The following is a 12,586-nucleotide window of genomic DNA, read 5'->3' on the forward strand; positions in this document are numbered from 1 at the left end:
CGGCATGGACAAGTCCGGCGTCGCGGCCCAGGGCGAAGGAGCAGAGCGTGGAACCGGCACTATCGGTGCACATGACGGCCGCGGGCGGGCCGGAATCACTGCTGGAGCGCGCCTACACCGATGCCGTCGGGCAGGTCGGTGACACCGACGAAATCCGTACGAGGCTACTGGATTCCGCGTACGAGCAGTTCTGCCGCATGGGCATTCAACGCTCGACAATGGAGGACGTCGCGCGCCGCGCCAAGGTCTCGCGGATCACGCTCTATCGTCGGTTCGCCACCAAGGACGTGTTGATAGAACAGGTGATCCTGCGGGAATTCGTCCGCTATTTCCACCAGTTCTTCCGCGATATCGAGGGCGCCGAGACCGCCGCGGACCGGGTGGTCGCGGGCTTCGTCTGTTCGGTGCGCACCATCCGGGCCAACCCGCTGATCGGCGGACTGATCGCCGACGAGCCGGGCCTGCTGGTCAGTTCGATGGTGGGCGACAACGGCCGCACCCTCGCCGCGGTCCGCGGCTTCGTGGCCGGGCAGCTGCGCCGGGAACAGCACGCGGGCAACGTCTCCGAGGCGATCGACACCGATCTGGTCGCCGAGATGATGGTTCGCGTCTGCGCCTCGTTCCTGGCGATACCGAGCCGTGTCCTGAACGTCGACGACGACGAGCAGCTCGCGGCGATCGCCTGTCAGTTCCTCGTCCCCATGCTGACCACGCCCGGTCACGGAACCTGATCGCCCAAGATCAACCGCTCGACACCGAGCGTCCGGTTAGCTATCCCCCTCCGCACGAGGATCGAAACACTCCAGCCGTCGTCGGCGCCCGGAGTCCGCATGCGGCGGATCCGATCCATCGCCGTTCGCATCGAGCGAGGGACCCACAGAGGTCCGATGACATAATAGAAGAGCGCTTGCTCTGTTACTCTGAGCGCATGCCCCGCCCCCGCATCCACGACCCGGACGATGTTCTCGACGCGGCCGAGACGCTGGCCGTGCGATCCGGGCCTGCCGCGGTGACCATCCGCGCCGTCGCCGCCGCCACCGGCGTCTCCAACGGGGCGCTCTACCACACCTTCGGGTCGCGGGCGGAACTGCTGGGGCGCACCTGGATTCGCGCCGCGCAGCGGTTCCTGGAGGTGCAGGGCGAATTGGTGGCGGCGGCCGGAGAACCGATCGCCCAGGTCGTCGCGGCCGGAGAGGCCTGCGTCGAGTTCGACGCTCGCTATCCGCTCTCGACGCGGTTGTTCTTCACCGTGCGCCGGGACGACCTGCTCGGCGAGGAACTGCCCGATGCCCTGCGCGAGGAGCTGGACGCCCCGCAGCGCGCCCTGGTCGAGCTCATGAAGACCCTCGCGCGGCGGCTGTGGGACCGCACCGACGCGCAGGCCGTGGACACCCTCACCATCTGCCTGGTCGACCTGCCCACCGCGATCCTGATCGAACGGGACCGACTCGCCGATCCCGTTGCCCCCCAACAGCTTCGGGCCGCCATCCGCGCGGTCCTGGACATCGGTCCCGCGCCTCGGACTCCCAAGAAAGGAAACCCCCATGCCCACTCTCAGCTACCACGACAAGATCGCCGTCCTTGACATCGGCGACGACGAGAATCGCTTCTCCCCCGACTTCCTCGACGAGATCGGCGCGCACCTGGACGCCGTCGTCGCCGAGGGCGCCCAGGCTCTGATCACCACCGCCTCGGGCAAGTTCTACTCCAACGGCCTCGACCTCGACTGGCTCTCGGCCAACGGCGACCGCGCCGAATGGTATGTGGCACAGGTGCAATCGCTCCTGGCGCGGATGCTGACCCTCCCGGTCCCCACCGCCGCCGCACTCAACGGCCACGCCTTCGGCGCCGGCGCCATGCTGGCCATCGCCCACGACTTCCGGGTCATGCGCACCGACCGCGGCTACTTCTGCTTCCCCGAGGCCGATATCCGAATCCCGTTCAGCCGCGGCATGGCGGCCCTCATCCAGTCCAAGCTCACCCCGAAATCGGCGGTCGCCTCGATGACCACGGGGCGCCGCTTCGGCGGTCCCGATGCCCTCGCCCACGACCTTGTCGATGCCACCGCCGAGGCCGACGCCGTCATCGACACCGCCCTGGCGATGCTCGCCCCGCTCGGCGCGAAGGACCAGACCACCCTGGGCGCGATCAAGTCGACCATGTTCGCGAACGCGGCGGCCGCCCTGTCCGAGGCCTGAACCGGCGCTGCGAACACGGGTCGGCGCCTAACGATCCGGCCCACGGCCCGGTCGACGCTCGCGGGTACGCCGAGCCCGAACGGCACGTCGAGCTGTCGAAGCTGGCTCGCGCACAGGGCGTTTCGCTGGGGGGCCCGAGCCCGTCGCCACGCTGATCCGCCCGGTTCGGCGGGGGCCGGTGCGCCCCAAACCCCCTGCGCCTCACAGTGAAACAGCTTCGTGGCCCGCAACACCGGCACTGGGGTTACCCGCGCCGTGTCTGCGGGTCGTGCTCGCAGACACGGCGGTGTTCCCAGCGTTGAGCGGGGCAGAAAAGCGGCCTGCATCCAACCAGCCCGTCCTCGAGGCATGCCGCGTCGAGCACTCCAGGGTCACGGAACGAAATGGAGTGCTCCGAGCCGGGCAGGTGACGCGGCATGCTCGATCAGGTCCGGTCGAACCAGGTGACCTGTACGCCGTTGCTGAATTCCCTGCGCTGCGTGACAGTGAACCGCGTCGGATCGAAGTGTCCCGACAGCGCCCGGGCACCCTCGCCCCAGAGCACGGGATAGCTCTTGATGACCATCCGGTCGATCTCGCCGATGAGCTGACCGGCCAGGTTTCCGCCGCCGCAGAGCCAGATGTCCAGGCCGGGTTCGCTTTTCAGCTGCCGTACCAGTCGAACCGGATCGCCGTCGACGATCTCCACCTGCGGATTGTCCACCGAGGCAAGGGCACTGGAGAAGATGTACTGCTTCAGATGGTTGTACGGACTGTCGGCGCCGATCGCGAGACCCGGCTCGTAGGTGCCGCGGCCCATCAGCACGGTGTCCATCGTCCGGTTCGGCGCATCGGCCGGGATACCCATGTGCTCACGAACATGGGTCGGAAGCGTCTCCAGGTAACACTCGGCGAACCATGCCATCATGTCCTCGCTCAGCGGGGCGAAGTCCACTTCCCCCTGCGGACCTGCGATGTAACCGTCGAGGGTGACTCCCACGTAGTAGACAAGCTTTCGCACTTAACCGCCTCGATTGTAGTACTATGTCCGAAGTGGTTATGAACCATAATACTACGAATGGAGTGGTATCAAGTGGTCCGCACCAACCCGGGGCGTCGACAGGCCCTGCTGGACGCATCGATCGAGGTCCTGGCGCAGGAGGGCGCCCGCGGGCTGACCTTCCGCGCGGTAGACCAGCAGGCCGCGGTGCCCGCCGGAACCGCCTCCAACTACTTCGCCAACCGCGACGAACTCCTCGTCCAGGTCGGCAACCGCTATTACGAGCGCCTGGTCCCCAGCGACGAGGCAATAGCACAATCGCGCGGACCGCAGACGCGCGAGAGCATGACCGAACTCATGACCGAGGTGGTCGAGCGCGTATCCCACTTCCGCACCGGCTATCTCGCCATCCTCGAACTGCGACTGGAGGCCACCCGGCGACCCGAACTCCAGGCGCTGCTCACCCAGCGGGTGCGCGCTGATCTCGACTTCAATATCGACAACTACCGGGAATCGGGACTGCCCGGCGGCGAGAACACCGTCGCACTGCTGTATCTCGCGCTGAACTGGCTCATACTCGAAAGACTCACACTCCCGGGCATTTTCGATGAACAGCAGGCTGCCGAACTGGTGCGGACCATCGTCGAGCGGACAATTCCCGCCACCCGCGACATCCCTTGACATGTTCGGCGTCAGCGGCACCGGCGACACCCCCGGGTACGGCCGCCTGATCCGCACGCTGAGCCTGCCCGCCGTCCGCTGGGATCACGAATTATCTTGCTCCCCTGCCTGATTCGCCACACCTGGCGGCCCCCCGAATTCAGGGCTGCCCACCGGCGCTAGAGCAAGGTATCGTGCGAGTTTCTTCACCTCGAGAAGGTTCGACGCATGCAACTCATCTCGCTGGCTCAGCTCATCTCAATGACCTCGGGCATGTTCGGCGCGCTGCTGGTGCCCACCGGAAGCGCGGACTGCTGGATGGACAGCACCGCCCCCGCCTGCTACCCCCACTAGCAGCCGGGCGAGCACGCATCGCCTGGGGCGAGCGCACGACGAATTCGTGCGACGAGTTTCGCCGCGCACTCCGTCTATCCAGACACACCCGATCAACGCGACCCGAAGAGTGCATCGTGACCGTTACCTACACCTTCGACGTCTTCTCCAGCCTCGACGGCTACGGCAGCGTGAGCGGGGGCGACTGGGGCGGTTACTAGGGAAAGCAGGGACCCGAACTGCTCGCGCACCGCCTCGCGTTGTACGAGGCGAGGCAGCGAATGATCCTCGGGGCCAACACCTACCGGGCGTTCGCACAGATGCTGGCCGAGGGCATGGACGAGGCACTGCGCGACCCCTGGGTCACCCGGATGCGGAACCTGCCGGCGACGGTGGTGTCGTCCACGTTGGCGGAACCCCTCGACTGGCCGGACGCGACGGTTGCGGGCGGCGACGCGGTCGAGGTCGTCGCCCGGCTCGAGCAGGAGTCACCGGTGCCGCTGCGCTCGCACGGCAGCCCGTCGTTGAACCGGGCGCTGATGGTCGCGGGCCTGGTCGACCTCGTCCAGGTGACGCTCTTCCCGGTCATCACCGGCCGGACCGGCGACGAGCCGATCTTTCAGGGCGCGGCCGATTTCGACCTCGAACTGATCGAGAGCCGGACACTGGACGGCAATATCCAGGAACTCAGCTACCGGCCCAGCCCGCATCCCTGAGGGCGGCCCGGCGAGGCTCCCCGGTGGCCGAGCCGCTCGCGGTGTCCCGGGCCGCTTTCCAGCCGATGTACTTCTCCGGCAGGCAGACCGCACAGGGTCGGTACCCGGCGGCGATCGCAGTGGTCTCGTCGGCGAAGAACACCCGGTATTCGATGTAGTGGCCACGGGCGATGGCCCGCACCGCGGAGGGACAGTCCAGCCGCCCGTAGAGCCGGCGGCGGCGGTACCCGCCGACCGTGCCCGGCTCGGTGCTCCGATAGGTCCGTCCGTCCGCACCGGTGAGCATGTAGACAGGGTGCGGCGCGTCCGCGGCGGTGGTCATGCGGCATCGTGGAATACGAGGCCCAGGGTGCGCCTGCGGCCGGACCGGACGGTGCTGACCCCGTGCCGCATGGGCGCCTTCGACCAGCCCCGCGCGGTCGCGACCGGGCGCTCGCGTGTGGTGAAGATCAGGCCGTGGCCCTGCGGGATGGTTGTGGACGAGCCGCGAGACTGGGCGCGGGGACGCTGCTCGGTCATCAGGAACTCGCCGCCGGTGAAGTCCGTGCCCGGCGCGTCGAGGCCGACGACGACCTGCAGGGGGAACAGCATGTCGCCGAATACGTCGCGATGCAGGGCGTTCCAGTCGCCCGGGCCGTAGCGCAGCAGGATCTGGGCGGACCGGGATTGTCCTGCGGCATGGCACATTTCGAGCCACTCGTCCAGGCTGTCGGGCCACGGCGCGGGGCCGCCGAGCCGCTGCGCCCAGACGCGCGCGACGGGCAGCAGGCGGGGATAGAACGCCTCGCGTAATTCCCGCACGGGGGCGGGCAGGTCGTGGGTGAAGTAGCGGTACTCGCCGCGGCCGAAGCGGTGACGGGCCATGTCCACCGTCGTGCGAAAGCGATCGGGCTCGTCGTACAGGGCCGCGATCCTGCGGCATTCGGCGCGCGTGAGCAGCGGTCCGATCGCGGCGCTACCGAACTCGTCGAGATCGCCGGCCAAAGCCGTCCAGTCGGCGCCCGCGAGACGATCGGCGACCGGCCCCGTGCTCCGCGTGGACTCGATCATGGCGGACTCCTCGGTATCTCGGCGTTGCTGCCCGGTCGGTTTCTCACCTCCCACTGTGCGGTCAATGACTCTGTGTTTCCGGCGGATTCCGGACATCATGCTGCGGTCGACGCAGGCGGCCCAGCTCGCGCAGGTCGCCGGGGCAGCTGGTCACGATGTCCTTCGGCGGTGCGGGCGGCGTGTGCACGCCGCGCTGGACAGGGGCTCGAGCACGCATTCCCCAGCTGCGGCCTCGGTGGTGCCGGAGATTCGCGGCGGCCGGGCAGGACGACCGCGGCGGTCCGGGGAAAGACCGAGGGCCTGCTCGACACCGCCGGGAGGGTTTCGGGGGCAGCTGCTTCACCGCGCTCGCTCTGGCAGGCGCCCTGTCGCGGATGGAATGCGTGGTGGTGGTAGCGGTTTCGCGCTCAGACGACGTTGGCGGCGATCAGCATGGTCCAGATCTCGTTCTGGTCGACGACCGCGACGCCGAGCTTCTCCGCCTTGCTCAGCTTGCTCTCGCCGACTCCCGCACCGGTGATGAGCATGTCGGTGCTCGCCGAGACCGAGGAGGCCGTCGTCGCACCCGCCTTCTCGCACAGGCGCTGGAACGTCGGGCGGGCGACCTTCTCCCCCGAGCGCGGGTCGCTGATGGCGCCGGTGATCACCACCGTCTTGCCCTCCAGGGGTGCGCCGGCCGCGACGACCGGTGGCAGGTCCTCCGCGCGCACGTCCAGGCTGACGCCCACCGCGCGCAGCCGTTCCAGTTCCGGGCGCAGCCGGGTCAGGTGTTCGACCAGCGAGGCGGCGACCTTCGGTCCGATATCCTCCACTGCCACGAGCCGTTCGTCGCCCGCCTCGGCGACCTCTTCGAGGGAGCCGAATCCCGCGCGAGCCAGGCGGGCGGCGGTGCCGTCGGAGGCCATCGGGATCGCCAGGCCGATGAGCGCGCGGCGCAGGCCGACCTGCCGGCTGGCGTCGATCGAGTCGATCATGCGGGCGGCCGAGACCTCGCCGATGCGGTCGAACTCGAGCAGGCGCTCGGTGGTCAGGGTGTAGAAGTCCGACGGGCGTTCCAGGATGCCCGCCTCGGCCAGGCGTTCGATCCACACCCCGCCGATGGCGTCGATGTCCGCCGCGGCGCGCGAGGCCCAGTGGATGAGCCTGCGGACCGTCTGCGCGGGACAGGATACGTTGGTGCAGAACAGTTCTCGGCTGTTGCCCTGCTCTGTCACCGGCTGCCCGCACGAGGGACAGACGGTGGGCGGCACGATCTCACGCTCGGCGCCGGTGCGCTTGGAGGCGTCCAGGACGCCCGCCACGAACGGGATCACATCGCCCGCGCGGCGCACCAGCACCGTGTCCCCCACCTTGATGTCGCGGGCGCGGATCACCTCCTGGTTGGCCAGCGTGGCCTTGGTGACCGTGGTGCCGCCCACGAATACCGGCTCCAGCCACGCGACCGGCACGATCTTGCCCGTCTTGCCGACGTCCCAGACGACGTCGGCCAGCAGCGTGGTCTTCTCCTCGGCGGCGAACTTGAACGCCAGCGCACCACGCGGCGAGTTCGACCTGGTCCCCGCGGCGGCGTATGCATCCCGGTCGGCCAGCCGTAAGACCGCGCCGTCGATGTCGTAGTCCAGGTCGTTGCGGCCCTGTTCGATCGCGGTGATCGCGGCCTGAGCCTGCTCGGCGTCGGTGCACAGCCGCATCTGCGCACCCGCGACACCCAGGGCACGCAAGCCCTCCCCCAGGTCCACCGCGGCGTCGTCCGCGGCGGTATCCAGATCGAAGCCGAAGAATCGTAGGCGCCGCTCGGCGACGGTGGCCGGATCCTTCGCGCGCAGCGTGCCCGCGGCGGCATTGCGTGGATTGATCAACGGTTTGTCCGGGTGCGCGGTGTTGTAGGCCGCGAAGGTCGAACGCAGCATGACCGCCTCGCCGCGCACCTCCACCCGGCCGGGGACCTCGACCCGCTCGGGAACACCGTCGACCAGCGCACGGACCAGCATGGTCACGTCGTCACCGGTCGTCCCGTCGCCGCGGGTCACCGCACGCACCAGCCGCCCGTCCTCGTAGACCAGGGACAGGGACAGGCCGTCGAGCTTGGGCATCACCACCACCGACTGCCCGGGAAAACGATCGAAGAACGCGGCGACCTGTTCGGGCGTGGTTGCCTTCTCGAGCGACAGCATCGGGCGCGCGTGCCGGATCGGGGCGTGCAGCACGGCGGGCGCGCCGACCTGCTCCAGCGGATTCGGGTCCGGCGTCAGGTCGGGGTGCGCCGCGACCAGCGCGCGCAGCTCGTCCTCGATCCCGTCGTACTCGGCATCGGCCACCAGCGGCGAGCCCTGGTAGTAGGCGTCGCGCAGCGCCACAATGCGGTCGGCGAGCTGTTGGATGCGTTCTCCAGTGTCCACGCCCCAGACGCTACCGATACCCACCGACAAACAGGCGGACCCGCCGCAGAACCGCCATCCCGGTGCCCGACCGCCGGATGTGTCGCACAACCAGCGCTGTCGTCAGCGGTCCGCTACGGCGCGCTGGCGAAATTCGTTCTGACACCGACGGATCGGATCCGACTGACGAGCAGACGGCCGACGCGGCACGGATCTTCGGCGTGCACGAACTGGCCGCGGGGGGTGCACGGCAATCAGCCTCCCTCGGCTCGGTTCCGGCCTCCGCGCCGATCTCGACAGACAGGCTGGAGCCGACGTCCGGCCGGAGACACGCGGGCTACCGCTGTGCGAGCGCAGATGGGCACGGGAATCGATATGCGGCACTTCGGTTCCCGCTACAACCTCGGGAACGGTGGTTGTGTGCGGCAGCAGAGTTTGTCGGTGGTCCGTGCTTCGATGAGGGGGTGATGGAGGTTGAGCTGGCGGCGGCGCGGGGTGATTTCGAGGCGCATATCACCGTCGCGACGGACGAACCGGGGACGGCGGCGACGCTGGAACGCTATGCGACGCACCATGATATGAAATTCACGCACATCGTGCTGCTGCGCGGGCGCACGCCCGATCAGCCGATGTTGACCGTTCGGCGTTCCGGAACCGCTGTGGCGGTGCATGATTGGATCCGTACGGTCGTTGCCGGGCTGTCCGAGGCAGGCTTCCGGGTGACGCGGGTGAAGCTCGAGGCGACGCCGTGGGCCGAGGGTGTCCCCCGCACTGACGATGCGGCCGCAAACCTCGGGCCGAGCTACTACTTCGAACACCACATCAAGCTGTTACTCCCCGCCGGCGTAGAACCGGAAGGACTGGCCGAGACGGTAACCGGTCACCGCGCGCATGTGTCCGCGAATGCCCGGCGGGTCCGGCCGGACGGCCGCACCGAGAGGTTCGTTACCCAGCGCTGCCGAGCCGTCGGCGACCGGACGGCGCAGGACCGCCTCGCGGCCCTGCTGGCGGTGCTGCCGGACTACCGAATCCTGTCCGTCGAGCGGGAATTCGTGGTGCTCGACACGAACGAGTCGGTCGACGAGGGCTGGATCACCGAAGCGGCGGTGGCGTCGTGACCGCCCGGCTGCCCTGGTATTTCACCGAACCCGAGGACGGCGCCGACTGGGTGGCCGCGAGGCGCGAGGCGATCGATCACGCACTGGCCGCGATCGCGGAGTCACCCTGGTCGTCGCATCTGGTGCTGCGCGGCAGCGTCCTGGTCAAGGCGTGGTTCGGGGCGTGCGCGCGCGAGCCCGCCGACCTGGATTTCGTTGTGGATTACCAGCGCACCCGGCTCGACGAGCCCGGCACCGACGAGATGCTCGAGGACATCGCCACCGATGCCGCGACGATGTCGCACCGGCCGAGCAGCACGGTCTTCATCAGTCACCACCCGGAATCGATAGAGCCGCTCGCCGGCGACACCTTCTACACCGTGTCCGGTTACCGTTTGCTACTGACCTGGCACGGGCGTGGACACGTGGGCACCGTGCAGATCGATTTCGCGGTGGACGATGCCCTCCACGACCCGCCGGAGCTGACACCGATCCCGCGATCGAGTCTGCCGGGCCCACCGTTCATGCTGCGCGCCGCCACCAAACGGCAGTCGCTGGCATGGAAGATTGCCTGGCTCATGGCCGACTCCCCGACCCTCGGCGATCCCGACCACGCGCTGCCCGAGGGCCACGATGAAGCCACAACACGCACAGCGCGCCACCTCGCTCGGGAGGTGAATCACGTGGCACCCCAGGCAGATCGCGCGGACCCGGAGGAAGACGAGGAGGAGGACCTCGAGTACGAGGAGGACGATTACGACTATTGCGAGGAGGACCACGAGGGCCGAGAGCCGGCACTACCGCTGGGCAAGGACCTGTACGACGCCGTCCTGCTGGCAGAACAATGCCCACTCCCCGGCGAGTTTCTCGACAAGACGTTGCTCTCCTGCGGCCAGTCCGGTTACGTCGGTCTCGGAGCCCCGCTGGACACGATCGTCTGGATCGCGAACGACGTCGACTGGCATGCCTTCGCAGGCGAGGATCTGCGGCTGATCCGCGTACACGAACAGTTGGTCTGGCGACTCGCGGTCGCGTTGGCTCCGACCTTCCACAACGGCCCGAACAGGCTCCTGCCGCTGCTGACCGAGCACTGCCGCCACGAATTGCCCACCCTGCGTGAGGTATTCGCCTCCGAGGGCCTGCCCGGCCTCGCCCAATCGTTCGCCGACTCGCATCATTCGATCGCCGAACGCATCGTGCTCGTCCGCGAGCTCCTCGGCCCGAACTGCTCGCTCGGCCGAGCCGCAGACCTCGTGGCGCGCCTACCCTCCGACCGAATCCCGGGCGGCCACGCCGATCCCCGACACGTCGCGCAACGTCTGGTACCGTGACCATCTGTCCAGGCTCGATTCTCCCGCATCGATGCCGCCGGTTACTGCCTCACCAGAGGCGCACCTTCCCGAGCGGAAGACGGAAGGCTCGAACTCCAATGCCGTAGCATCCACCCGCATTCGAAACGGGGACCATCTCCATGATGGTTTCGTCTTCCTCGCGGAGGATGGAGAACTCGAATCTCAGTAGCCTTGCGGCCACCCGTTCGCTTTCCGGGCGACGACCGTCACCTAACGGCATCATCCTCCTGGACGGAGGATGGGAGACTCGAACTCCCGCAGGCTCATCACCTGACGACGGTTCAGCAAACCGCTGCCGCTACCACTCGGCCAATCCTCCAGACACGCCTAAGCGCGGGACGATTGGGATGAATTGTAGTGGTACGTCATGGAATTGACGGTACCGCATCGAGAGCCTGGCGGCGAAGGGTTTTACCGCCCGACGCCGCGCCCCACCTACGGCACCTCCTCAGCGCAGATAGTGATGCAGCGCTGCCCGGGTATCCGGTTGGCACGCACCGGAATCGAACTCGATGAGCGCGGCCTCCGCGACCAGCCGAACCCACAGCCGCGCCCCGTCGAGCGGATACGGCCAGCCCATCGCGGCGAAGTCGGGTTCGCCCAACCGCGCGAGGGATTCGTTGCGGGCGCGGATCTCCTCCAGCACGGCCGGCTCGGCGCGCGCCTCCAGCAGCACCGCCCGCACACCGGGCTGCTCGAGAAACGCGTCCAGGTATCCAACGGCGCTGTGCCACAGCCGATCCCGCCCCGGTGGCAGCTCGTCGAAATTCTCCAGGGGCGCGAGGATCCGATCGTGGAAGGCCCGGTGCAGCGCCCGCAGATATCCGGCACGGTCACCGAAGTGATGGAAGAAGCTGCCCTTCGCCACCCCGGCCTCGGCGACGATTCGATTAACGCTTATCTGGGCTAGGCCCAGCTGCTGCGCCAGCCGTAAACCCGCATCGAGCAGTTCGGCGCGGGTCCGGTCGGCGCCGTCCTGCCGCGTCGTCATCCCTCCACCGCGGCATCGGCTCGGTGCAAGAATTGCGTGACGTGCGTGAGGAATCCGCCCGGATCGGAAGAGAAGACGACGTGCCCTGTTTCGAGGGTAGCCAACTCGGCGTCAGGCAGGGCCGCCTGCACCGACCGCACCTCCCGCAGGGGCAACACGATGTCGAGAGTGCCCCACACCAGCAGCGTGGGCGCGAGAATTCGAGTACCGCGCAGGTCGTACGCCGGGTCGGTGAAGCTGCGCCACAGCCCGGCGATCAATTCCGCGCCCTGCGAAGTGCGGGCCCGCGCAATGGCATTCGCCTCGACCACACGATCGTTCTCGCTGCGCGCCCGCATGTACCGAGGTATCAACCGCGGGAAGATGATCCGGGCCAGGGCGGGAATGCCCAGCATCCGGCACGCGACGCGGACGAGCGGGCCGCGCCCGGTATAGCCACCGGTATTGACCAGCACCAACCGCGACACCCGCTCGGGATGGGCCGCCGCTAGCCGCGCGGCGGCATATCCCCCAACGGAGTTGCCGATCACCGTGGCCGCCTCGATCCCCAGCCCCTCGACCACCTCCTCCAGCACATCCGCGAAAAGCACTGCGGAAGCGGACATCCCACGCGGAAGCGGGTCGGACTCGCCGTGCCCGGGCCAGTCCACGGCGAACACCCGGAACCCCTCGGCGAGACGATCGATGACCGGGTCGAAGTCGTGATGATCGTGCCCAGTGGCGTGCAGCAGCACGACCGGCGGTCCGTCGCCGCGCTCCGCGACGTGGATCCGACCGGCCCGAGTGGTGACGTATGGCATGGCACCTCCTTAATCGGCTGACCGTACGGTCA

General features: G+C 68.3%; 13 protein-coding genes, 1 tRNA gene and 1 pseudogene. 8 read left to right on the forward strand and 7 right to left on the reverse strand.

Going from position 1 to position 12,586, the window contains the following annotated elements; genetic code table 11:
- Nucleotides 1–71: 71 nt before the first annotated feature.
- From ABH933_RS10760 to ABH933_RS10770, 3 genes are all read left to right on the forward strand, one after another.
- On the forward strand, nt 72–731 hold the full coding sequence (locus ABH933_RS10760; RefSeq protein WP_429417775.1) for a TetR/AcrR family transcriptional regulator: 660 nt from the start codon (nt 72–74) through the stop codon (nt 729–731).
- 197 nt (nt 732–928) lie between these two features.
- A complete protein-coding gene (locus tag ABH933_RS10765) occupies nt 929–1,585 on the forward strand; it encodes a TetR/AcrR family transcriptional regulator (protein WP_429416622.1) in 657 nt (218 codons plus the stop codon).
- Nucleotides 1,545–2,198, forward strand: a complete 654-nt coding sequence (locus tag ABH933_RS10770) for an enoyl-CoA hydratase-related protein (RefSeq protein WP_429416625.1) — start codon at nt 1,545–1,547, stop codon at nt 2,196–2,198. The genes ABH933_RS10765 and ABH933_RS10770 overlap by 41 nt, the downstream gene beginning before the upstream one ends.
- Before the next feature lie 424 nt (nt 2,199–2,622).
- Here ABH933_RS10770 and ABH933_RS10775 read toward each other — a convergent pair whose 3' ends face one another.
- Entirely contained in the window at nt 2,623–3,198 is a 576-nt protein-coding gene (locus ABH933_RS10775) for a dihydrofolate reductase family protein (protein WP_429416628.1), read from the reverse strand.
- Between the two features lie 57 nt (nt 3,199–3,255).
- On the opposite strand from ABH933_RS10775, the gene ABH933_RS10780 reads away from it, so the two are divergent.
- The 3 genes and pseudogenes from ABH933_RS10780 to ABH933_RS10790 all read left to right on the forward strand — a co-directional run bounded on the left by ABH933_RS10780 (nt 3,256) and on the right by ABH933_RS10790 (nt 4,886).
- Nucleotides 3,256–3,858, forward strand: coding sequence for a TetR/AcrR family transcriptional regulator (locus ABH933_RS10780; protein ID WP_429416631.1), 603 nt, complete (start codon nt 3,256–3,258; stop codon nt 3,856–3,858).
- A 207-nt stretch (nt 3,859–4,065) separates the two neighbouring features.
- Nucleotides 4,066–4,191 carry a hypothetical protein gene (locus ABH933_RS10785; RefSeq protein WP_429416633.1) on the forward strand — a complete coding sequence of 42 codons (126 nt, stop codon included), beginning with the start codon at nt 4,066–4,068 and terminating at the stop codon, nt 4,189–4,191.
- Between the two features lie 116 nt (nt 4,192–4,307).
- A pseudogene (locus ABH933_RS10790) lies at nt 4,308–4,886 on the forward strand (dihydrofolate reductase family protein).
- On the opposite strand, the gene ABH933_RS10795 reads toward ABH933_RS10790, so the two are convergent.
- The 3 genes from ABH933_RS10795 to ligA all read right to left on the reverse strand — a co-directional run bounded on the left by ABH933_RS10795 (nt 4,858) and on the right by ligA (nt 8,335).
- Nucleotides 4,858–5,208, reverse strand: coding sequence for an Ada metal-binding domain-containing protein (locus tag ABH933_RS10795; RefSeq protein ID WP_429416636.1), 351 nt, complete (start codon nt 5,206–5,208; stop codon nt 4,858–4,860). The pseudogene ABH933_RS10790 and the gene ABH933_RS10795 sit on opposite strands and share 29 nt — an antisense overlap.
- Nucleotides 5,205–5,936, reverse strand: a complete 732-nt coding sequence (locus tag ABH933_RS10800) for a 2OG-Fe(II) oxygenase (protein WP_429416639.1) — start codon at nt 5,934–5,936, stop codon at nt 5,205–5,207. Before ABH933_RS10800 ends, ABH933_RS10795 begins: the two co-directional genes overlap by 4 nt.
- A gap of 407 nt (nt 5,937–6,343) precedes the next feature.
- Entirely contained in the window at nt 6,344–8,335 is a 1,992-nt protein-coding gene (gene ligA, locus ABH933_RS10805; RefSeq protein WP_429416642.1) for an NAD-dependent DNA ligase LigA, read from the reverse strand.
- A 446-nt stretch (nt 8,336–8,781) separates the two neighbouring features.
- Here ligA and ABH933_RS10810 point away from each other — a divergent pair, with 446 nt between their 5' ends.
- The gene (locus ABH933_RS10810) at nt 8,782–9,432 is read left to right on the forward strand and encodes a hypothetical protein (RefSeq protein WP_429416645.1); all 651 of its coding nucleotides are present in this window, start codon (nt 8,782–8,784) and stop codon (nt 9,430–9,432) included.
- Nucleotides 9,429–10,742: a nucleotidyl transferase AbiEii/AbiGii toxin family protein gene (locus ABH933_RS10815; protein WP_429416648.1), complete on the forward strand. Its 1,314-nt coding sequence runs from the start codon at nt 9,429–9,431 to the stop codon at nt 10,740–10,742. The genes ABH933_RS10810 and ABH933_RS10815 overlap by 4 nt, the downstream gene beginning before the upstream one ends.
- 253 nt (nt 10,743–10,995) lie before the next feature.
- Here ABH933_RS10815 and ABH933_RS10820 read toward each other — a convergent pair.
- From ABH933_RS10820 to ABH933_RS10830, 3 genes are all read right to left on the reverse strand, one after another.
- Nucleotides 10,996–11,082: transfer RNA gene (locus ABH933_RS10820), tRNA-Ser, on the reverse strand.
- A gap of 129 nt (nt 11,083–11,211) precedes the next feature.
- Entirely contained in the window at nt 11,212–11,754 is a 543-nt protein-coding gene (locus tag ABH933_RS10825) for a TetR/AcrR family transcriptional regulator (protein WP_429416651.1), read from the reverse strand.
- The gene (locus ABH933_RS10830) at nt 11,751–12,554 is read right to left on the reverse strand and encodes an alpha/beta fold hydrolase (RefSeq protein ID WP_429416654.1); all 804 of its coding nucleotides are present in this window, start codon (nt 12,552–12,554) and stop codon (nt 11,751–11,753) included. Before ABH933_RS10830 ends, ABH933_RS10825 begins: the two co-directional genes overlap by 4 nt.
- Between the last annotated feature and the right edge of the window lie 32 nt (nt 12,555–12,586).

The organism is Nocardia sp. GP40, assembly GCF_050434125.1.
In the GTDB taxonomy this organism is placed as follows: Bacteria; Actinomycetota; Actinomycetes; order Mycobacteriales; family Mycobacteriaceae; genus Nocardia; species Nocardia albiluteola.